The organism is Bradyrhizobium pachyrhizi (assembly GCF_029714545.1).
Classification (GTDB): domain Bacteria; phylum Pseudomonadota; class Alphaproteobacteria; order Rhizobiales; family Xanthobacteraceae; genus Bradyrhizobium; species Bradyrhizobium pachyrhizi.
The window spans coordinates 4,458,121-4,478,710 of sequence record NZ_CP121667.1 but is presented as its reverse complement, the minus strand read 5'-3'; the positions used below and the strand labels follow the sequence as shown (position 1 = coordinate 4,478,710).

Genomic DNA, 20,590 nt, shown 5'->3' with positions numbered 1-20,590 from the left:
GATAACGACAGTTGACGACCGAGACCAGATCAGACGTCACCGGCACGGGAGATTTTTCACTCGCGCCAGGAGCCTTGCTGCCGCGAGACACGACGTTCGCGGTCCCCCAAGCGCGATAGCATTATGAGAAACTTCAGGTAGCCTTCGAAGCAATCCGGCGTGTCGATCCGGATCGCCGCCGACGCACTGGCTGCGCGCGCGGATTCGCGACCGCCAAGCGGCACAATTTCCTTGATTTTTGCCCCTTGCGTCATGCTAGAAGGCCTCCAGCGTGCCGCGCGGCGGTGCCTGCGCCGATTTCATCACGAGCTGCTCTGTTCGCGAACCGTCGCTGAAAAGATGGCTCCAACCGGTTGATTGATCGACGTCAATCAAGGGAACGCGGCAATCAAGGGAACACAATGCCTGAAGTCATTTTCACCGGCCCCGCTGGCCGCCTCGAGGGCCGCTACCACCCGGCCAAGCAGAAGAACGCGCCGATTGCGATGATCCTGCATCCGCATCCGCAGTTCCACGGCACGATGAACCACCAGATCGTCTATCAGTGCTACTACGCGTTCGCGCATCGCGGCTTCTCGGTGCTGCGCTTCAACTTCCGTGGCGTCGGCCGCAGCCAGGGCTCGTTCGATCACGGCACCGGCGAATTGTCCGACGCCGCGAGCGCGCTCGACTGGGCGCAGGCGATCAATCCGGAAGCGCGCGCCTGCTGGGTTGCGGGCTTCTCGTTCGGCGCTTGGATCGGCATGCAGCTTCTGATGCGCCGGCCGGAGGTCGAGGGATTCATCTCGATCGCTCCGCCCGCCAACCTCTACGACTTCTCGTTCCTTGCGCCCTGCCCGTCGTCGGGCCTGATCGTGCACGGCGACAAGGATGCCGTGGTGCCGCCCAAGGACGTCAACACGCTTGTCGAGAAGCTGAAGACGCAGAAGGGCATCGTGATCGACCAGCAGGTCATCCCCGGCGCCAACCACTTCTTCGACGGCAAGCTCGAGCCGCTGATGGAGACGGTGACCGGCTATCTCGACATGCGTCTCGCCAACGTGCGCTGAGCCGCGCTGCTGTATTTGTAGCCCGGATGAAGCGCAGCGACATCCGGGATCACTGTCTCCGCGGGCTTCGCTCCATCCGGGCTACGGATTCCACGTAGCCCGGATGAGCGAAGCGACATGCGGGTCGCGGCCGACAAGAACCCGGATATCGCTGCGCTCATCCGGGCTACGGTCCCTCCTCTACGGTCCCTACTCTCATTCCGGTGCCAGCTTCAGCGCCGCAATTCCGACCAGCACCAGCGCAATCCCCGCGACCTTCATCGGGTTGAGCGCCTCGTTGAACAGCAGCACGCCCATGGCGAGCGTGCCGGCCGCGCCGATGCCGGTCCAAACCGTGTAGGCGACGCCGACGCCGAGCACCTGCAGCGCGCGTCCGAGCAGGAACACGAACGCGGCGAGCAGCAGCAGCGAGACCAGCGTCCAGCCGAGCCGCGTATAGCCTTCGGCATATTTCATCGAAATCGCCCAGCCGACGTCCAGCAGGCCGGCGAAGACGAGCGCGATCCAGGCAACCGAATGCGACATGGCTTACGCGGCGAGCTTCAGCATATGCGCGCGGTGGCCGACCAGGAACGCATGCAGCAGCGCCGGATAGTCAGGCGACACCGCACTGCGTACGCTCGGCCGCTGCGCCAGCGCGCTGCGCCAGGCCCGAAGTTTTGGCGTGTGGGTGAAAACGGCGAGATCGGTCAGCTGGTCGAACAAATCGAAATAGCGGAAGATCGGCGCGAACACCGCATCCACCAGACTGAAATTCTGGCCGGCGAAGAACGGACCGGCGCCGAGCGCAGCCTCCACGCGCGCGAATTTCGCCGCGACCGCCTGCCGCTTGCTCTCGAAGGCCGCCGCATCGGTGGCGGTCTCGAGCCCCCAGAGATCACCGAGAATGGCCGAGCCGAATTCCATCCAGGCGCGATGCTCGGCGCGGACAAGAGGATCCTGTGGGTGCAGCCTGGCGCCGGCCTGAGTCTCCTCGATGTACTCGCAGATCACGTTGCTCTCGAACAGCGCGACCTCCTTGCCGTCGTCGCGCGTCACCACCAGCACCGGCACCTTGCCGAGCGGCGAGATCTTCAGGAACCAGTCCGGCTTGCTGGCGAGATCGATGTCGATCCGCTCGAACGGCACGCCCTTCTCACGCAGCGCGATCACCGCGCGTTGCACATAGGGGCAGAGCTTGTGGCTGATCAGTTTCAGGGCGGCCATGACGGACCTCGCGTTCAATGCAACTGCATCGAATTAAATGCAACGGCATGGAACTGTCAAGATAGATGCATTTGCATCTAAATCACGGTCGCGCGATAATGCCCCCTGTCATCGGGATCGGCACCCCCGTGGTGGCGGGGTAGCTCAGCGGCAGGCCCTTCATGCCGCGCGCGGCAAGGAAGCCGAACGCCTGCGCCTCGATCGCATCCGCCGCCCAGCCGAGCGCCTCGGCCGGCTCGACGGTCGCCGGCGCCAGGCGCTCGCGCAGCATCCGCAGCATTGTGAGGTTGGAGGCGCCGCCGCCGCAGATGATCCAGCTTTTCGGCCGTTTCGGCAGCAACGGCACGACGCGGGCGATGGCCGCGGCAGTGAATGCGGTCAGTGTCGCGGCGCCATCAGCTGGCGCCACGGCGCCGAGCTTGAGGCCGGCGAAGTCGTTGCGGTCGAGCGATTTCGGCGGCGGCAGCGCAAAGAACGGCAGCTTCAGCGCCTGTGCGATCCAACTCTCGTCGGGCCTGCCCAGCGCGGCGAACTTGCCGGCGTTGTCGAACGGCTGATGCATCTGACGGAACATGAAGTCGTCGAGCAGCGCATTGCCCGGCCCGGTGTCGCAGGCGATCAGCGTGTCCGTGCCGTCGATATAGGTGATGTTGGAGACGCCGCCGATATTGACCACGACGATCGGCCCCTCGCGGTTCAGCGATTGCGCCAGCGCGCGGTGGTAGACCGGCACGAACGGCGCGCCCTGCCCGCCGGCCTCGACGTCGGCGGCGCGGAAATCGTGCATCACCGGAATGTGGATCACCTTGGCGAGCGCCAGGGCATCGCCGATCTGCACCGTCAACCTGCGCTCGGGGCGGTGCAGCACGGTCTGGCCATGGAACCCGACGATGTCGATGTCCTGGGCCGAGATCCGGTGCTGAGCCGTGAAGCTGGCGACCGCCTCGGCATGGGCCGTGGTGACGGCCTGCTCGGCCTGCCGCAAAATCCCCGGCCGGGCGTCGCGCCGCGACAGGTGGACCGCCTCAGTCAGCGCCTGGCGCAGCAGGCTGCGCTCGCCTTCGGTATAAGGCCGATAGCCCGAGGGCCCGAAGGCCTTGATCTGGCGGCCGTCGGTTTCGATCAATGCCACGTCAACCCCGTCGAGCGAGGTGCCGCTCATCAGACCGAGTGCCGTTAACATCATGCTGGAAGCGCCCCAGCCGGGAACCCCCGGCTTGTCTCAAACAAGTACATCCTATAATGCCACTGCGCGTCCGCCTGCGGCAGCCTCAAGCATCAAGGTTCCGCAAATAGATGCAAAAACCGTAAAACAAGAATGATCTGGCTCGCCGACAAATGACTGCATTTAAATCGGATTTCCTGAACACTTTACAGGAACGCGGCTTCGTCCACCAGTGCTCCGATTTCGAGGGCCTCGACGCGCTTGCCGCGAAGGGCCAGGCGACCGCCTATGTCGGCTATGACTGCACCGCGCCGTCGCTGCACATCGGCAACTTCCTCACCATGATGATGCTGTATTGGCTGCAGCAGAGCGGCAACAAGCCGATCACGCTGATGGGTGGCGGCACCACGATGGTCGGCGACCCCTCTGGCAAGGACGAGACACGCGCAATGCGCACGGTTGCGGAGATCGAAGCCAATAAGGCCTCGATCCGCGGCGTGTTCGCCAAGGTGCTGCGCTATGGCAATGGGCCTTCCGACGCCATCATGCTCGACAATGCCGATTGGCTGACCAAATTGAACTGGATCGAGATGCTGCGCGACATCGGCCGGCACTTCTCGGTCAACCGCATGCTGACCATGGACTCGGTGCGGCTCCGGCTCGAGCGCGAGCAGGAGATGAGCTTCATCGAATTCAACTACATGGTCTGCCAGGCCTACGATTTCGTCGAGCTGTCGCGCCGCGCCGGCTGCCGGCTGCAGATGGGCGGCTCCGACCAGTGGGGCAATATCGTCAACGGCGTCGATCTCGGTCGCCGCATGGGCACGCCGCAACTGTTCGCGCTGACCACGCCGCTGCTCACCACCGCCTCCGGCGACAAGATGGGCAAGACCGCCAAGGGCGCGGTATGGCTTAACGCCGACCAGTTCTCGCCCTACGACTTCTGGCAGTACTGGCGCAATGTCGAGGACGCCGACGTCGTCAAGTTCCTCAAGCTGTTCACCATCCTGCCGATGAGCGAGATCAGCAAGCTTGCGGCGCTGGCCGGTGGCGAGATCAACGAGGCCAAGAAGGTGCTGGCGACCGAGGCGACCGCCCTGCTCCATGGCCGCGGTGCAGCGAACGAAGCCGCCGAGACCGCGCGCCGCACCTTCGAGGAAGGTGCGTTGGCCGAAACCTTGCCGACGGTGGAAATTCCGCGCGGCGAATTTGAAGCCGGCGTCGGCGTGCTGGTCGCCTTCGTCAAGGCCGAGCTCGTCGCTTCCAACGGCGAAGCCCGCCGGCAGATCAAGGGCGGCGGCCTTCGCGTCAACGATGCAGCCGTGACCGATGAGAAGATGCTGCTGACTTCGGCCAATCTCACGCCGGAAGGCGTGGTGAAACTGTCGCTCGGCAAGAAGCGCCACGTCCTGTTGAAGCCTGCATAGGCGCATTCGCATTTGTCGGTTGTCGGGAGTGCGGAAAGCGCGCTCCCATCTTTCCGATGGACCAGACCACGCCTCCGGACGACACGCTTGCCACGCCGGCGAAGCAGTCCCGCATCGCGCTGAACGTGCTCGCGCTCTGCTTCGTGCTGTCGGTGCTTGGGCGCGGCCTTAGCGACAGCTTCACCGTTTTCCTGAAACCGATCTCGGAAAATTTCGGCTGGGATCGCGCCTCTGTGGTGTCGGTCTACTCGCTGACCTGGCTCGCCAGCGGCCTGACCGCGCCACTGGTCGGACGCCTGTTCGACCGCTCGGGTCCGCGCGTGGTCTATGCGCTGGGCCTGTCGCTGCTCGGTTGCGCCTTCCTCGTCGCCTCGCGCGCACAAGCGCTCTGGCAATTCCAGCTCAGCGTCGGCCTCTGCGTCGGTTTCGGCACCGCGCTGATCGGCAATGTGTCGAATTCGATCCTGCTCGGCCGCTGGTTCGGACCACGCCTGCCGACCGCGATGGCCGTGATGTATTCGGCGACCGGCGCCGGCCTGTTGCTGCTGTTGCCACTGTCGCAAGTTCTGATCGACCGGATCGGCTGGCGCGAGGCCTATCAGGTGTTCGGCATCGGCGCGCTCTGCCTGCTTGTTCCGCTGGTCTTTCTGCCGTGGCGGCTATTTGCCGGCGGTTCGCCTCATATCGTCAGGAAGGCGGAAAGCAGTCTGGCCGACGAAGGCTGGACGCTGCTCAGCGCGATGCGCCACCACGCCTTCTGGGCGCTGTTCTCCACCTTCTTCTTCACCGCGATCGCGATGTATGCGCTGACCGCGCAGATCGTCGCCTATCTGATCGATGTCGGCTTCCCGCCGCTGCAGGCGGCAACCGCCTGGGGCTTCTCCGGCGTCGCGCTGTTCGTCGGCATGCTCGGCGTGTCCACCCTCGACGGCATCATCGGCCGCCGGCCGTCGGTATTGTTCAGCTACGGCATCTCGATCCTCGGCATCATCCTGCTCTGGCTGCTGCAATGGTATCCGAACTACTGGCTGCTGACCGGCTTCATCATCTGCTTCGGCAGCATGATCGGCTCGCGCGGCCCGCTGATCACCGCGACCGCGCTGAAGATCTTCCGCGGCGAGCGCGTCGGCACGATCTACGGCACGATCATGATCGGCAGCGGCCTCGGCTCCGGCCTTGGCTCATGGGGCGGCGGCCTGATCCACGACTGGACCCACAGCTACAATCCGCTGATCGCCTTCGCGCTGGTCAATGTGGTGCTCGGCCTGATCCCGTTCCTGGTGGTGCCGGCGCTGCGGCGGTGAGCTCGGACGCGTCCGCTTGCCCTGCGGAGGCGATGTGGAATCCGACATGAACGCATGCCGGCCTTGGGCCAACGCCTTTGGGCCGACCGGCGGCATTCGCGAAATGAAACAGGCCGCCAACAGCGGCGGCCCTAGTCGATGGCTCCAATTCCTTGATTGCGAGAACCGACTCGAGCGGCCTCCTAAGCCCGGAAGTCGATCCTCTGGTCCGGTACTGCTAGCCGCAGCGACGAACTCTCCGGACCGATCCGTCGTCACGCTCGATCGTGACGGTGCGGCATCCGCGATATCCGCGATCATACCCGTAGGCGCGATAAGCGGGTCGATCGTAGTCTCGGTAGTAACGGGGCTCCGGGCCAACTCTTACGCCGCCGAGCGGAGTATCAACGGCAACCTGAGCTGACGCGGGTGCAATGGAGATCGGCGTGGCCATAGCGAAACCGGCGACCGCCAGTACACCAGCCAATAACAGGGTTCTCATGAGAGTTCCTCCTGAGTTGTTGAATTGCTCTCCAACATCCCAGACAGGGCAAGGTTCCTGCGCGAACGTCATCCGGACGGCGGGTCGCTCGGACTTGGTCGCAGCCTTGGATGAATGCGGACAGGAACCCGCCGCCGCGCGTCAGCGCGCGATCTCGACCGACCTTGAAAGCAGGCGTCGATGAGCGAGCGTTCTAGTTGTTCGTCGTCGGCAGATCGTTCGGGCCGTACTGCTTGAACTCGAAGATCTTGCGCGTCAAGCCGGGCGCCAGCGCGGAGATCGGATTGACGCGCAGCACCGGCTGGCTCGGCGTTCCCACCACTTCGTAGGTCACGCCGATCAGGCCTTCATTGCTGCCGGCGCCGAGGAAAATTCCGAAGAACGGGATCTGGCCGAACATGTTGTTCAACCCGTACATCGGAATGAAGGTGCCGTTCATCCGCACCTGGTTGCCGATATAGTCGATGCTGCCTTCGATGGTCGCGCCGATGGTCGGTCCCTTGACCACACCGTTGCGGATCGACAGCTGGCCGCTCTGGCGCGTGAATTCGGCGCGCAGCGCGTCGAACCCGATGCCGTTCTGGGTGCTGACCGGCCCGCCGGCAACGGCGCGATCGAGCTGGGTTTCGCCCTTCACCGAGAAGCCGGTGATATTGATGAGCCCCTCCCTTGGGCTTGGCTCAGGGATCGGCGGCTCCATCGCGAGCGTAAGCTGGCCGCCGACCACCTTCGAATAGGTGTCGATGAAGCGCAGGAACGCACCGGCGTCGCTGGTCTGCAGATAGATCACCTCGCGGCCCTGCTGGCGTCCGCGCATATCGACCGTGACGGGGGTGTCGCGGCCGACCTTGCCGCTCAGCGTGAACGCCTTGAAGAACCCGTTGCGGCGCGAGACCTTGGCGTCGACGCTGCGCAGCGCTTCGCCGTTGAATCCTGCAACCGCGCCGAGTTTCAGGTCGACATCGAAATCGGTGGTCCTGGTCTTGCTCTTGGGATCGCCGTCGCGGCCGGAGATCGCCGACTTCAGGAAGCCGCGGCCGTCGAACACGTCGCCGCGCATCGTCACCTTGATCACGCCGTCGGGACCGCGATCGGCCCGCAGCGATGTCTTGTCGCCTTCCGACGGCGCGTAGGTCGGGAAGTAGGCATTCATGAGATCGCCGTTCTGGTCGACCTCGAGCGCGCCCTTGATCGACACGCCGGCGCCGTCGATCGAGATGTCCTCGAACCTGGTCGATTGCCCCTTCGGCACCACGTTGAAGGTCGCCTTGCCGGCCCGGCCCTGCGCCTTGACCCAGCCCGGCAGGATGTTGTCGAGCTTGAGCTGGGTCAGGTCGGCTTCGACGCCCATCTTGGTGGTGGGGTTGTCGCCGCTGCCGATCTTGCCGCTCAGCTTGATCGGGATCGCGCCCGAGACCGCGGGACCGAGATCGAGCCCGAGGCGCGCGCGGCTCGCATCGTCCAGCGTCGCCTGCAGCTTGACGTCGGCATCGCCCTCAGCCGGCTTGCGGTAGTCGAGCGAGGCCGCCTGCCCGTTGATCTTGACGTCGCCCTTGACCTGGAAGCCGGCATTGCTGGCGATCACCTTCAGCGTGTTGGCTTCGAGCTTCTGGTTCATCACCAGCTTGTCGACGGCAACGCCTGAGATGTCGGCGGTGACCGAGTAGAGCGTATCGGCCTTGGTCAGCTCGCCCTTCACGGGCATGCCGAGATTGATCGTCGCGGAGACGTTGCCCTTGCTGGCGTTGGGATCGATCGGCGGACCGGAGAGATCGCTGAGCCGGTCGGACGCGAGGATTTCGGCGGCGGCCGGCACCGGACAGTCGACCCGGAACTTGACCTTGGACGGCGACGGCTTCGGCGCCATGTCCGGCACCTCGAAGGTGAAGTCCGACAGCGTGATTTTGCGGCCCGCCGGCGTGTCCGCAATGCCCTGGTTGATGGTCACGGTCGCGGTGCGGCCGGTCACTCTGGCCTTCAGATCCGCGTCATGCACCGCGGGCATCTGATCCACCGGACGCACCGTGACACCCGAGGCGACAATGTTGACCGAGAGGCCGTCATCCGGGATCGGCGGTCCCTTGCGCGACAGGTTGTGCACCGGCGAATTGACGCCGACATCGATACGCTGGAGCGTGCCGCGGTCGATCCGCTCGAGCACCCATTCGCGCACCTCGGGCACGATGATGATCGGCCACATCCGTTTCAGGGCCGAGGCCGACATCGGCGTGCCGGCGAATCCGAGCTGCAGCCGCGGCTCGCCGGAATAGTCGATGCTGCCGGTTCCGGCGACGCCGATCTCGCCATTGGAGATGTCGGCCTGGGTCAGCAGCACGCGCTTCTTGTCGGTGTCGAACCGGAAGCCGATGTTGATGCGATTGAAGATCAGCGGCGGTTCGTTCTTGTCGGCGCCGGCCAGCACGATGGTGCCGCCCGACAGGCCGGCCTGCCAGTCGGTGACGTTGTCGTTCGGCGGCTCGAGATGGCCGAGCAGCGTGATGCGGTTGGCGCCCGAGATGACCTTGATCGGCGCCAGCAGCACGCGCCGCCCCGAATCCCATTCCACGCTCATCTCGGCGGAGTCGATCGGCATCGGGTAGTCGGGCGTGTCGGTGTCGATGATGTTGCCGGCGCCGACATTGATCTTGCCGCGGAAGTAGGTCGGCAGGCCGTCGCGGCCGAGTTCGCCCTTCATCTCGCCCGACAGCGGCAGGTCGGCGGTGTAGGTCAGATCCTTGGTCCGGAGCGCGAGCAGGATGTTCCGGGAGGAAACCTTGTCGGCCTTGATGTCGACCGAGCGCACGCCATTCTGCTGCGGTCCGACCAGCACGCGCACCGACCAGGGTTTTGCGCCCTCCTCGCCGAAGCTGAGCGCAACGCCGCCGCCGCTCGGGCGCCGCAGGCTGAGGCTGATGTTCTCAAAGCTCCATTTGTTGCCGCGCTGCTGATCGTCGACGACGAGATTGCCGTTCTTCAGGCCGATCTCGTTGAGGTTCTGCCCGTCGAGCCCGGTCATACTGAGGCTGTCGAGCCAGTCGAGACCGGCGAGCAGCCCGCTCTGGGCCGAATCGGGCGACGCCGAGGGCTCGGCGGCAGCTGGCGGCGAGGTAACCGGCGGCGGCGGTGCTGCGGGTGTCGGACGCGGGAATGTCGGCGGCATCCCCGCCTCCCGCTTGGAGGCAACGCCGGTGGCCAGCGGTTTTGCGGTGTCGCCGGCGGACACGGTGACATTGCCGTCGGGCGTGATGCGCACCGACAGTTCCGCATCGACGAGATTGAGGCTCTCGGCCCGCAACTGGCCCATCAAGAGCGCGGTTCCCGACAGGCGCACTTCGGCCTTCGGCGCGCTCGCAACCACCGCATGGTCGCGGTCGCGGACGATGATGTCGCGGATGCGCACCGCGATCCTGACGCGGCCGGCGCGCTCGATCTGCGTTCCGCCGACCTCGACCGTATTGCCGTGGCCGATATTCTCCTCGATCGCCGCGGCGAGCCACGGCGTCGCCATGTCGAGATTGATCGGGCCGGCGCCGAGCCGCCACCACAGCCCGCCGAAGCAGGTCGCGAACATCGCGACCAGCACCACGAGGACCAGTCCGATGCGACGGATCCAGCGCTCGCCGTTCAGCCAGCGCTGCATGCCGGAGCAGAAATCGGTGAAGCGATGCAGGTTGGTGTTGGAACGCGCCAGCAATTGCCGCGCACGGTTGCCCGCCGCCTCATCCTGCTCGTCCCACGCAGCGTCGTCTTCCCATTGCGAGAAGTCAGCCCCGGCGCGCGGATTTGGACCCTGCGGCGACGTGTTCCTTGCCATTGCCTCTCGGTGCTGACGGCGAAGCTGATCGCCGCCATCGGGGCGCCCGTCGATACGTATCGAGCGCTCCTGTGCCGGCATCGCCGCCTATCCTCGCCTAATCATGTTACTCGCCGATGGCCCCCAGAGCGGACCAAACCAACCAATCAAAAGCCAATTCAGCAAGCGGACGGGTCACGCGTCGAATTCCTTGTCACCATACTCCGTGGCCATCAAACTTGCCCAGCGGCCGGTGCGAATCCGGCCGCCGCCAATAAGACCGCAATACCCCAATGGTTGAGCTTCGGAAAGCGACGAAAGGAAGGCGTATGTCCAAGAAAACGCGCAAGAAATCCTCCAACACAACCGGGAAGCGGGTCGCAACAAAGGTTGCGCGCGCCGCAAGCGCAAGCACTGGGAAGTCCGCGACGAAAACCCGCACAGCGGTTGCGAAGAAGGCAGCGGCCAAGAAAACGACCAGGGCGACCGCAGCGGGTGTTCGAAGCAAAGCCTCGCACAAGGCGGCATCCAAACCGTTAAAGCGAGAGCCGGCCGCAACCGTGACCAGTTCGTCCGCCGTCACACTTGCCGAGGGCGTCACTGCACCGACCTTCAACCTGCCGCGCGACGGCGGGGACAGCGTTTCGCTGAAGGATTTTGCCGGCAAGAAGGTGGTGCTGTTCTTCTACCCCCGCGCCGACACCCCCGGCTGCACCAGGGAGGCGATCGATTTCACCCGGCTCAAAAGCGCGTTCGCCGCTGCAGGGACCGAAGTGGTCGGCATTTCCGCCGACACGGTTAAGGTGCAGGAGTCATTTCGAAACAAACACCAGCTCTCGGTGCCGCTGGTCTCCGATCCGGCCCACCAGATGCTGGAGGCTTATGGCGCCTGGGGCGAAAAATCCATGTATGGCAGGACCTTCATGGGAATTATTCGCACGACGGTTCTGGTCGATTCCGGCGGAAAAATCGCCCGCATCTGGCGTCATGTGAAGGTCGACGGCCACGCCGAAACGGTATTGGAGGCGGCCCGGGCGCTCTGACGGGACGGGTTCCGTTTCCTGAAAATTAACCATGACGGGCTCAAATCGGCCCCGCAAATAAGCCGTCCGGAGCTTGGTCCGACCGGCCGCGGGAGTGCCGATGTCGAGCCGGTCCGGTCACCACAAACACCATCATCCGCAGGACCATGGCCGGACGCCGGCGCGCCGTCCGGCAGCCCATCACCCCGCACCTGCCGCCGCGGCGGTGGCGGCCTCCGGCGAGGGCTATACCCTGGTCCATGCCGGCAAGCAGGTCCGGTTCGGGCCGGTGGTGTTCTGGATCATCGTCGGCACCGTGGTGCTGCTCGGCATGTGGTCGGCGGCGACCGCGACCTATTTCGCGTTCCGTGACGACGTGCTGACCCGGCTGATCGCGCGCCAGGCCGAGATGCAATACGCCTATGAGGACCGCATCTCGGAGTTGCGCGCCAAGGTCGACCGCACCACCAGCCGCCAGCTGCTCGACCAGGAGCAGTTCGACCAGAAGCTCGACCAGATCATGAAGCGGCAGTCGACGCTGGAATCGCGCGCCACCGCACTCGGCGCGATGCCTGATGTTACGACCACCGGATCAATCAAGCCGCAGGGCCGCGCCGAGGCGGCGCCGTCCTCAGGTACGCTGAAACCCTCGCCGATCAGCGACACCGTGATCTTCGTGGCGCCGCCGGATCGCGAGGCACGGCTGGAATCGCGCGCGCCGCTGATCGCCAAGACGCAGCCGAACCAGTTCGCGAAGGCCCAGGGCGTCGACAACGTGCTGGTCCGCCTGCAGACCTCGCTTGACCAGGTCGAGCGACGCCAGGTTGCCGCGCTCGCCTCGGTCGAGGACAGCATCGATTCCAAGGTGCGCCGGATGCGCGGCGTGATCTCCGATCTCGGCCTCAACATGGCGCAGCTCGAGGCGGCGACGCCGCGCTCCGGCATGGGTGGACCCTTTGTCCCCGTGAAACTCTCTGCCGACGCCGGCGCGTTCGAACGCCAGCTCTATCGCATCAACATCAACCGGGCACAGATGCAGCGACTGAACCAGACGCTGGCGCTGGTGCCTTACCGCAAGCCCGTGGTCGGTGAAGTCGAGTTCACCAGCGGCTTCGGCGTGCGCTCCGATCCCTTCCTCGGCCGGCCGGCAATGCACACCGGCCTCGACTTCCGCGCCGCGCAAGGCGATCCGGTGCGTGTCACGGCCAACGGCAAGGTGGTGTCGGCGGGCTGGGCCGGCGGCTATGGCCGCATGGTCGAGGTCGATCACGGCAACGGGCTCTCGACCCGCTACGGCCATCTCTCCGAGATCGGCGTCAAGGTCGGTGAATACGTCAAGATCGGCCAGGTGATCGGCGCCGTCGGCTCGACCGGCCGCTCCACCGGACCGCATCTGCATTACGAGACCCGCATCGACGGCGAAGCGGTCGACCCGCAGAAATTCCTCCGCGCCGGCGTCCGGCTCAGCGCCGGCTAAAGCGCAATGAGATTGGGTCGAATCGTCATCGCGCTTTAGCTCTTTGTTTGATCATGATCTTTTCGGAAAACCGCTTCGCACTTTTCCGGATCATGCTCTAGCTCAATCGCACAACGATCGATCTGAACATCAGCGCAAGCAGTCTCGCTTGCGCCGATCGCGTTTGTGGTTTCAGCGGCGGCCGCCGCCCATGCCGCCGGGCGGTCCGCCACCCCCGAATCCGCCGCCGGGCCCGAACGGACCACCACCACCGCCGCCAGGGCCGAACGGTCCGCCGGGTGGGCCGAAGCCGCCGGGGCCGGTCGTTCCACCGCTCAGCGGATCGGGCGCAGGCCCGCCGCCTGGCGGGCTGCCGCCCGGCATGCCGGACGGCGCCCCGCTGGGGCCGCCACCTGGACCGCCGCCACCAGGCGCACTGCGGCCGCCCGGCCCGCCAGGTCCTGCTCCATGCCCGGGTCCGGATCCGCCGCCGCCGGGGCCACGGCCCGGCGTGCCCGGGCTCTTCACCGACGAGCCCGGGAACTTGCCGACCGACTGCACCGATTCGACGCGCAGTTCGCGCGGGCCCGACAACTGCGCGTTGACGACGACGCGCGTATCGGCCGCCGGCGAAAACCGCGAATGGTCGCGCGCAACGAAACCAGAGCCGAGCTGCAGGCCGTTGCCGACCCGCCGCACATAGGCCTCGATCAGCAGCCGGTTCGCGCCGGCGAGATCGGAGAAGTCGTCGGCGCGGCTGCGCGACACCTGCATCACGCCCTGCGCGACATGTCCCTCGGCCTGCACGCGCTGACCGGCCAGCGCCGCATCGACGCCGGCGAGCTTGAGCTCGCCGATCCGCAAGACGCCGGCACGGTCACGCTCGAGCGGCCCTGCGACACGCGCGGCGGCGTCATGGCGCTCCTGCACCAGACTTGCGACGACGACGCCGTCGGTGCGACGCAGACCGAACACGGCGACATGCGCGCCCACCTTCAGCCAGCTCTCGCGCCCGGTCCAGGCGACCGTCTGGCCGAGCACTGTCAGCCCGCCCGGCTTCACTTGCTCGACCGGCCCGGTCACCTCGCTAGTCACATCGATGCGTTTGGTCGACAGCGTGCCGCCGGCATCGCGCCGCGCCACCACGCGCGCCAGCTGTCCGATCCGTAGCGCCTTGGCGCTCGCCGCCTCGCCGTCGATTCTGACCGGCACGTCGGGTGCATAGGCGACGCGCTCGCCATTGACATAGATCGAGCCGAACCGCTGGATCACCCCGACGATGCCGGTGCCACCGATGCCCTGATCGGAACCGGTGATGCCGGTGCCGCCGATGCCCTGATCGTTGCCGCGCTTCTTGACCTGCGCGCCCGCGAGCGACGTTCCGGCGAGCCAGAAGCCGACAAGCAGCGCGCGGCGCGAAATGATCGGCGGGCGCTTCACGCTGCACCGCCTTCGTCGGCATCGTCATCCACCGGACCATCCGGCCCCTCGCGGTAGATGTAGATGCCGAAATTCCAGCGATAGTCGCCGCCCTTGTCCTTCGCCAAGGCGCGGTTGGCCTCGCGGTTGGCGACCTTGAGCGCCTCCATCGCCAGCTCGCGCGAGCGCCCCTCGAGCCGTTTCGCCAGCTTCGCCGACAGCCCGTCGTAATGCACCGCACGTTCGAGGAAGCGCGGCGCGGCCGAGGACACGTTGAGCTCGGCGGCCGCGACATGGTCGTGCAGGTTGCGGCCGAGATAGTGCCATTTGCGATCGTCGTCGCCATGCGGCACGAAGGCGTCCTCGACCAGCATGATCTCGTCGTCGTCATTGATGGTGACGAGCTTGCGGTCGAGCCATTCGTCCAGCACCGCGCGCGGCCGCACATCCTTGGTGATCGATTCGACCAGCGTCTCGAACGACGGCGCGCCGCCGTCGGCGGTCCGCGGCAACGGCAGTGGATCGCCCTTGGCATCGGTGAACTCGGGCGCCGCCAGCCAGCGCGCGATGATCGCGCTGGTGCGCGACAGCGTCGCCGGCACCGCATTGACCGGCGCCCCGGCGCCGCGCAGCCGCGCCACCTCCTTGCGGTGGATGCCGGTCAGCAGGCTGACGCGGCTGTCGGTCTGCTCCTTGCCCTCGAGCGCGAAGTCGTGCTCGGCGACGTTGACATAGAGCTCGCGCAGCAGCTGGGTCAGCGCCGGGAACGTCATGCCGCCGCGGATGCAGAGCCGCACCAGCGGGCGCAGCATGCGCGCCAGCGGCGCGTGCAGCTTCGCTGCGGCGATCGGCGCGGACGATCCCACCTTCGACTTCGGGGCCTTGGCATTCATGCCTAACTTTTAGCCGCACGCGCCGTGGGACACAATCCCACCTTACTTGACGTGTGACATTTTCCCACTTATGGAAAACAAAATCACCTCCCGGACACAGCTCGCGTGCTCGCCAGCGGGTGTCACGGAGTCCGGCACTGCCGCCATCGCCACGGACCGCTCCATGACGTCTGCCCGATTCGACCTTGCGATCGCGGAAGCCTGCCGGATCGCCCAGGTTCCCCTTGAGGAGTTCGTGTCGACGGTGATGGCGGGCGGCTATCCCTGTCTGCCGGGCGTTGCGCCCGGATCGCCGCGCCGCTTCGACGAAACCGACCTGCTCGCGCTCTATATCTACGGCCGCCTGCTCGCCTTCGGTTTCGGCGGCCTTCGCGCCGGCGAATATGCCTGCCGCGCGCATGCGGGCCTCCGCGCCGAGCCACGCGCACAATCGATCTCGATTGCGCTGACCTCCGACGGCGGCAAGCGCGTCGTGATCGAGCAGGATCTGCAGCGCCCCGCAGCGGCAATGCTACCCGAGCGGATTCATTTCGACATCGCCGCGATCAGGCGCCAGTTGCAGCCGGTCGAACGCAGCACCGCCGAGCCGGCCTGACGCTCCGCTAGAGCAAGATGAGATTCGGTCGAATGGCGAGCGCAATGGTGCTGCGCTCCCTCTCCCCGTTCTTACGGGGAGAGGGTTGGGGTGAGGGGCTGTCTCTGCATCTGCGGTGATAGCTGAGCTCGCGGAGACTCCCCTCACCCGGAACGCATCTGACGATGCGTTCCGACCTCTCCCCGCACGCGGGGCGAGGTGAAGCGGAGGCCGTTGCTCGACCCACAAGTAGGCTCATGGCGCTTTAGAAACTCCCGCATTCGCTCACCCGCGTCGTCGCGGTGCGATCGCACCGTCATGCGTTCCGATCCTCGTCTCTCAGAAAAGTTATCCACCGCCATATGTGGGACATAATCCCACATTTTAGTTCGACGCGATTGACGTGTGAAATTTTCCCACGTATCCAGAATTCATCCAAAAAGGGAATCCGACCCAATGTCTCTTCGTTCGGCCCGCGAATCCTGTTCGTTTCACGAATCCGGTCGGTTCGCCGCCACCACATTCCGCTTCACGCCGCAGGCGCCATTCTGTTTCACGCCGCAGGCGCCTTGCGGCCCGATCGAGCCGGTGTTTCCGGCGCTGCTGCGCTCGCTGGTGTTCGCCGCCGCGCTGGCGCTGCCGTTCATCGTCGCCCTGTTCGTCGCATGATCCGGATCGAGCCACCCATGATCGTCGTCAACGAGCCGGCCCGGCGTCCGTCGGTGCTCCACATCTTCAAGGTCTACTATCCCGACCTGTTCGGCGGCACGCTGACGGTGATCCGCGATATCTGCGCCGGACTGAAGGACACGTTCAACGCCGCCGTGCTGGTCTGCTCGCGCTCCGGCGGCGAGCGGCAGATCGTGGTCAACGACGTTGCGGTCGAGCGCGTGCACTCGTTCGGCGATGTGCTCTCGCTGCCGGCGGCGCCGACCTATCCGTGGCGGCTGTGGCGCCGCATCGCCGAGCACGATCTGCTGGCGCTGCACGCCCCCTTCCCGCTCGCCGACCTCGTCTTCGCATTCGGGCTCGGCCGCACCTGCCCGCTGGTCGTGCACTGGCACGCCGACATCGTCTCGCACGCGGCCTTGCGCTTCCTCGTCGAGCCGATGATGCGGCGAACGCTGCGCCGGGCCGCCGCGATCATCGTCTCCGATCCGGTGCTGATCGAAACCACGCCGCTGCTGCAGGAATTCTCCGACAAATGCCACGCCGTTCCGTTCGGCATCGATGTCGCCAAATATGACCGGCCGGCCGCCCAGGCCGACGACGTCAACGCCCGCGGCCGTCTCGTGCTCGCCTGCGGACGCCTCGTGCCCTACAAGGGTTTTGACGTGCTGGTGCGCGCCGCGCACGCTCGTAATTTCGAGGTCTGGATCGTCGGCGAGGGCCGCGAGCGCGACAACCTCGAGCAGCTGATCCGCGACTACGGCTTGCAGGATCGCGTCCGCCTGCTCGGCTCGGTGTCCGAGAGCGAGCGCGTCAAGCTGATGCGCATCGCTGACGTGTTCGTGATGCCGTCGGTGACCAATGCGGAGACTTTCGGGCTGGCGCAGCTCGAGGCGATGGCCGCAAGCCGGCCCGTCGTCAACACCGCGCTCGACACCGGCGTTCCGCATGTCGCCCGCGACGGCCTCGAGGCCATCACGGTGCCGCCCGGCGATCCCACCGCGCTTGCAGACGCCATCGAGACGCTGATCAACGATCCCGAGCGGCGCCGGCGCATGGGTCAGGCCGCGCGCCATCGCGCTATGACGAAATACTCAACCGCAGCCTTCAAGGAGGGAGTCGAGACGGTGTATCGCAAGGTCGTTACCGAGGAGGCCGCCGCAAGGGACGCGGGGTCGTCAGCCCCAGCCCCGCGTCCCCGAACGGCCGGTTTCGTCGGCGCGATCCAGATCGCGGCAACACTGGCCTGGTCCGACGTGCGTCATCGCTACGTCCGCTCCCTCCTTGGACCCTTCTGGATGTCGATCCAGATGGCGATCATGGTGGCCGTGCTCGGCTCGGTCATCGGCCATCTTTCCAACGCCAGCGCGGTGGCGCGGCTGCCGATGCTGGCGGCGAGCCTTACCGCCTGGACCTTCCTCAACAGCGTGGTGCTCGACGCCACCACCGCGCTGCAGGGCTCGGCCAGCCTGATCAAGGATCGCGCGCTGCCCCCTGTGATCTTTCTGCTGCAATGTACCTTCCGGCAGGCACTGTTCGCCGCCCATAACGCGGTCGTGCCGCTGCTCCTGTGGCTCGTGCTGACGCCGCGCGATGTCGGCGGCGCCATCGCCGCCCTCCCCGGCCTCGCCCTGTTCGTGGTCTGCACGCTGGGCCTGAGCCTCGTGCTCGGCGCGCTGGCGACGCGTTACCGCGACATCAAACCGATCATCGAGTCCTCGCTGACGCTGGCCTTCCTGGCCTCGCCGATCATCTGGACATCCGAGATGATCGATCGCGGCTCGACCGTGATGCGGCTCAATCCGCTGACGCATTTGTTCGCGATCTGGCGCGACCCGCTGGCGACCGGTCATGTCGCAACGGCAAGCGTGGTCTACGTGCTGGCCTGCCTCGCCGCGCTCGCGGTCGCCGCGATCGTCACCATGACCCATCTGCGCAAAGCGGCATTCTGGATCTAGGGCATGGCAAGCATCCACCTCCGCGACGTCTGCCTCGATTATCCGCTGTACGGCGCCTACGACTTCTCGCTGAAGCGCCGCCTGCTCGGCCGCCTGTTCCGCCAGACCAGCGAGATGCGGACCATCCGCGCGGTCGATGACATCTCGATCGAGGCGAAAGCCGGCGCACGCATCGGCCTCGCCGGTCCGAACGGCTCCGGCAAGTCCACTCTGCTGCGGCTGATCGCCGGCGTGTTCCCGGCAACCAGCGGCCGCGTCGAGATCTCCGGCAACATCGTGCCGCTGCTCGGCCTCGGCGCCGGCGTCAATCTCGATTTCGTCGCCGCCGACAATATCAGCCTGCTGCTGCGGATCTCGGGACGCAAGCCGACGCCGGCGATCCTGGACGAGATCTGGGCGTTCACCGAACTGGAGGAGCGCATGCGGCGGCTGCCGCTGCGCATGTTCTCGTCGGGCATGCTGATGCGCGTGCTGTTCGCGACCGCGACGGCGTTTCCCGCCGATATCCTGCTGCTCGACGAGTGGCTCAGCGTGGTCGACGAGAATTTCTCGGCCAAGGCCGAGCAGCGGCTGCGCAAGATGGTCGAGACCGCGGCGATCGTGATCATCGCCTCGCACGACCACGCCCTGCTGCGCCGGACCTGCAACAGCATCATCAATCTCGATCACGGCCGCATCGCCAGCACCGTCGCGCTGGATGCGCCCGCCCCGCATCACCTCGAGCTCAGAGAAATCAGCGCATGACAAAGATCCTGGTCGTCAGCGAGGCGCTCGGCGAGCCCAACCACAAGCGCGGCATCTTCCATTTCACCCGTGAATTGATCCGCTCGCTGGCCGGCGACGGCCATGCCCTGACCCTCGTCGTGGAGACCACACGCCGGTACCGGAAGCTGCGCCGCAGGCAGCAGCGGACGCGCCTGCTGCCCGAGGACTCACGGCTGATCGAGCTGCTCGCGCTCTATCGTTACCTCGATGAAACCGACATGAACTCGCCGATCATGCGCGGCGGCCTGCGCCGCACCGTCGACTGGTTCAAGCACAAGCTCAACGCGGCGACCTCGCTCGAATTCATCATCGCCTTCCTGCGCTCGATTCATCTGCTGCCGACCAGCGTCAAGCTGATCGAGAACCGGACCGAGGGCCTCGAATACATTCCGACCGATTTGCGCCATCTCGAGTTGTTCGGCGATTTCCTGCTCGAGCCCGGCTTCTACAGCTATCAGGACACGTCGGCCCTGACGCGGTTGCCGCCGCCGCGGGTCGATGCGCGCGACTATGACGTCATTCTCATCGACACCCCGACCCGGGTAGCGATCCAGCGCCGCCCGGGCGCAAGGGTGATTTGCGTCGTGCACGACCTGTTGCCGATCACCGATCTCAAGCTGGATGACATCGCAACACGCCTGTTCCTGTCGCGCCTTTTCACCAGCGTGAATCAGGCTGACGAGCTCGCCTTCGTCTCGAACTACAGCATGAACCGCTTCCGCGCCCTGCTCCCGCAATATGCGCATATTTCGACGCGAGTGGTCTATCCGCGGACCCGCTTCGACGGCGCGGAAGCGCCGCTTGCGCCGGTGCCAACCGCCGTCCCGGCACGGCCGAGCTTCGTCGTCATCGTCTCGAACGAGCCCCGCAAGAACCTCGCGGCCGTCATCCGCGCCTTCCGCAAGCTGCCGGAGGCCGATCTCGTCGTGATCGGCTATGCCGGCGGCGCCAACCAGGCGCGCAACCTGCCGAAGAACGTCCGCTTCTCCGGCTATGTCGACGAGCACGAGAAGGCGGCACTGATCGCGGGCGCGCACGGCCTGATCATGCCGAGCCTCGCCGAAGGCTTTGGCGTCCCGATCATCGAGGCGTTCGCGGCCAATACCCCCGTGCTGTGCTCCGATATTGCCGTGTTCCGCGAGGTCGCGGGCGAGCTTGCCGATTATTTCGATCCGTTCTCGACCGGCTCGATCTGCGCCTCGGTGCGGCGCATGCTGGCGCAGCAGGAGCAATGGCGCGACCGGATCCGCGCGCGGCGGGCCGAGCTCGCCGAGCGGTTCGGCCACCACACCCAGGCGCGCGACCTGCTGTCGCATCGGGCTGGCCCGGACGTCGCGGCCGCCGCCGCGGCGCTCACCGCCGCGATGGCGACCTTCAACGGTGCAACCGCGCACGGCGTGTGACCGGTC

Annotated in this window: 17 protein-coding genes; 10 read left to right on the top strand and 7 right to left on the bottom strand. The window is 66.0% G+C overall.

Annotation, left to right across the window (positions count from 1 at the left end; all coding sequences use genetic code 11):
• Positions 1–56: 56 nt before the first annotated feature.
• Positions 57–254, bottom strand: a complete 198-nt coding sequence (locus QA639_RS20610; protein WP_157344967.1) for a hypothetical protein — start codon at positions 252–254, stop codon at positions 57–59.
• Between the two features lie 147 nt (positions 255–401).
• Here QA639_RS20610 and QA639_RS20605 point away from each other — a divergent pair, with 147 nt between their 5' ends.
• Positions 402–1,049 carry an alpha/beta hydrolase gene (locus QA639_RS20605; protein WP_016843213.1) on the top strand — a complete coding sequence of 216 codons (648 nt, stop codon included), beginning with the start codon at positions 402–404 and terminating at the stop codon, positions 1,047–1,049.
• 195 nt (positions 1,050–1,244) lie between these two features.
• On the opposite strand, the gene QA639_RS20600 is transcribed toward QA639_RS20605, so the two are convergent.
• The 3 genes from QA639_RS20600 to QA639_RS20590 form a co-directional block, all read right to left on the bottom strand.
• Complete coding sequence (locus tag QA639_RS20600; RefSeq protein WP_283087191.1) at positions 1,245–1,574, bottom strand: DMT family transporter; 330 nt, start codon at positions 1,572–1,574, stop codon at positions 1,245–1,247.
• A 3-nt stretch (positions 1,575–1,577) separates the two neighbouring features.
• Complete coding sequence (locus QA639_RS20595; RefSeq protein ID WP_028332218.1) at positions 1,578–2,255, bottom strand: glutathione S-transferase family protein; 678 nt, start codon at positions 2,253–2,255, stop codon at positions 1,578–1,580.
• Between the two features lie 82 nt (positions 2,256–2,337).
• Positions 2,338–3,441, bottom strand: a complete 1,104-nt coding sequence (locus tag QA639_RS20590) for an anhydro-N-acetylmuramic acid kinase (RefSeq protein ID WP_028332219.1) — start codon at positions 3,439–3,441, stop codon at positions 2,338–2,340.
• A 152-nt stretch (positions 3,442–3,593) separates the two neighbouring features.
• Here QA639_RS20590 and tyrS point away from each other — a divergent pair, with 152 nt between their 5' ends.
• Together tyrS and QA639_RS20580 are read left to right on the top strand one after the other, a co-directional pair.
• The gene (gene tyrS, locus QA639_RS20585; RefSeq protein WP_283087190.1) at positions 3,594–4,847 is read left to right on the top strand and encodes a tyrosine--tRNA ligase; all 1,254 of its coding nucleotides are present in this window, start codon (positions 3,594–3,596) and stop codon (positions 4,845–4,847) included.
• Between the two features lie 56 nt (positions 4,848–4,903).
• Positions 4,904–6,151, top strand: coding sequence for an MFS transporter (locus QA639_RS20580; protein WP_283087189.1), 1,248 nt, complete (start codon positions 4,904–4,906; stop codon positions 6,149–6,151).
• A 674-nt stretch (positions 6,152–6,825) separates the two neighbouring features.
• On the opposite strand, the gene QA639_RS20575 is transcribed toward QA639_RS20580, so the two are convergent.
• The gene (locus tag QA639_RS20575; protein ID WP_283087188.1) at positions 6,826–10,527 is read right to left on the bottom strand and encodes a YhdP family protein; all 3,702 of its coding nucleotides are present in this window, start codon (positions 10,525–10,527) and stop codon (positions 6,826–6,828) included.
• Positions 10,528–10,754: 227 nt separating this feature from the next.
• Between QA639_RS20575 and QA639_RS20570 the strand changes: the two genes are divergently transcribed.
• Positions 10,755–11,468 carry a peroxiredoxin gene (locus QA639_RS20570; protein ID WP_283087187.1) on the top strand — a complete coding sequence of 238 codons (714 nt, stop codon included), beginning with the start codon at positions 10,755–10,757 and terminating at the stop codon, positions 11,466–11,468.
• A gap of 100 nt (positions 11,469–11,568) precedes the next feature.
• Positions 11,569–12,924 carry a M23 family metallopeptidase gene (locus tag QA639_RS20565; protein ID WP_080666947.1) on the top strand — a complete coding sequence of 452 codons (1,356 nt, stop codon included), beginning with the start codon at positions 11,569–11,571 and terminating at the stop codon, positions 12,922–12,924.
• Between the two features lie 171 nt (positions 12,925–13,095).
• Here QA639_RS20565 and QA639_RS20560 read toward each other — a convergent pair whose 3' ends face one another.
• Positions 13,096–14,343: a DUF5666 domain-containing protein gene (locus QA639_RS20560; RefSeq protein ID WP_028332226.1), complete on the bottom strand. Its 1,248-nt coding sequence runs from the start codon at positions 14,341–14,343 to the stop codon at positions 13,096–13,098.
• Positions 14,340–15,215, bottom strand: a complete 876-nt coding sequence (locus tag QA639_RS20555; RefSeq protein WP_157344955.1) for a DUF6502 family protein — start codon at positions 15,213–15,215, stop codon at positions 14,340–14,342. Before QA639_RS20555 ends, QA639_RS20560 begins: the two co-directional genes overlap by 4 nt.
• Before the next feature lie 163 nt (positions 15,216–15,378).
• On the opposite strand from QA639_RS20555, the gene QA639_RS20550 reads away from it, so the two are divergent.
• The 5 genes from QA639_RS20550 (at position 15,379) to QA639_RS20530 (ending at position 20,584) form a co-directional block, all read left to right on the top strand.
• Positions 15,379–15,810: a hypothetical protein gene (locus QA639_RS20550; RefSeq protein WP_157344953.1), complete on the top strand. Its 432-nt coding sequence runs from the start codon at positions 15,379–15,381 to the stop codon at positions 15,808–15,810.
• A 435-nt stretch (positions 15,811–16,245) separates the two neighbouring features.
• Positions 16,246–16,458 (top strand): hypothetical protein, encoded by a 213-nt coding sequence (locus tag QA639_RS20545; RefSeq protein WP_283087186.1) that lies wholly within the window; start codon positions 16,246–16,248, stop codon positions 16,456–16,458.
• Positions 16,459–16,475: 17 nt separating this feature from the next.
• A complete protein-coding gene (locus tag QA639_RS20540) occupies positions 16,476–18,416 on the top strand; it encodes a glycosyltransferase (protein ID WP_283087185.1) in 1,941 nt (646 codons plus the stop codon).
• 3 nt (positions 18,417–18,419) lie between these two features.
• Positions 18,420–19,160, top strand: coding sequence for an ABC transporter ATP-binding protein (locus QA639_RS20535; protein WP_283087184.1), 741 nt, complete (start codon positions 18,420–18,422; stop codon positions 19,158–19,160).
• Positions 19,157–20,584, top strand: coding sequence for a glycosyltransferase family 4 protein (locus QA639_RS20530; protein ID WP_283087183.1), 1,428 nt, complete (start codon positions 19,157–19,159; stop codon positions 20,582–20,584). Before QA639_RS20535 ends, QA639_RS20530 begins: the two co-directional genes overlap by 4 nt.
• Positions 20,585–20,590 lie beyond the last annotated feature (6 nt).

Coding starts and splice junctions, on each gene's coding strand:
- QA639_RS20600 (WP_283087191.1), bottom strand. CDS start 1,574: ATGTCGCATTCGGTTGCCTGGATCGCGCTCGTCTTCGCCGGCCTGCTG.
- QA639_RS20530 (WP_283087183.1), top strand. CDS start 19,157: ATGACAAAGATCCTGGTCGTCAGCGAGGCGCTCGGCGAGCCCAACCAC.
- QA639_RS20545 (WP_283087186.1), top strand. CDS start 16,246: ATGTCTCTTCGTTCGGCCCGCGAATCCTGTTCGTTTCACGAATCCGGT.
- QA639_RS20595 (WP_028332218.1), bottom strand. CDS start 2,255: ATGGCCGCCCTGAAACTGATCAGCCACAAGCTCTGCCCCTATGTGCAA.
- QA639_RS20590 (WP_028332219.1), bottom strand. CDS start 3,441: ATGATGTTAACGGCACTCGGTCTGATGAGCGGCACCTCGCTCGACGGG.
- QA639_RS20540 (WP_283087185.1), top strand. CDS start 16,476: ATGATCGTCGTCAACGAGCCGGCCCGGCGTCCGTCGGTGCTCCACATC.
- tyrS (WP_283087190.1), top strand. CDS start 3,594: ATGACTGCATTTAAATCGGATTTCCTGAACACTTTACAGGAACGCGGC.
- QA639_RS20565 (WP_080666947.1), top strand. CDS start 11,569: ATGTCGAGCCGGTCCGGTCACCACAAACACCATCATCCGCAGGACCAT.
- QA639_RS20535 (WP_283087184.1), top strand. CDS start 18,420: ATGGCAAGCATCCACCTCCGCGACGTCTGCCTCGATTATCCGCTGTAC.
- QA639_RS20580 (WP_283087189.1), top strand. CDS start 4,904: ATGGACCAGACCACGCCTCCGGACGACACGCTTGCCACGCCGGCGAAG.
- QA639_RS20575 (WP_283087188.1), bottom strand. CDS start 10,527: ATGCCGGCACAGGAGCGCTCGATACGTATCGACGGGCGCCCCGATGGC.
- QA639_RS20570 (WP_283087187.1), top strand. CDS start 10,755: ATGTCCAAGAAAACGCGCAAGAAATCCTCCAACACAACCGGGAAGCGG.
- QA639_RS20610 (WP_157344967.1), bottom strand. CDS start 254: ATGACGCAAGGGGCAAAAATCAAGGAAATTGTGCCGCTTGGCGGTCGC.
- QA639_RS20605 (WP_016843213.1), top strand. CDS start 402: ATGCCTGAAGTCATTTTCACCGGCCCCGCTGGCCGCCTCGAGGGCCGC.
- QA639_RS20550 (WP_157344953.1), top strand. CDS start 15,379: ATGACGTCTGCCCGATTCGACCTTGCGATCGCGGAAGCCTGCCGGATC.
- QA639_RS20555 (WP_157344955.1), bottom strand. CDS start 15,215: ATGAATGCCAAGGCCCCGAAGTCGAAGGTGGGATCGTCCGCGCCGATC.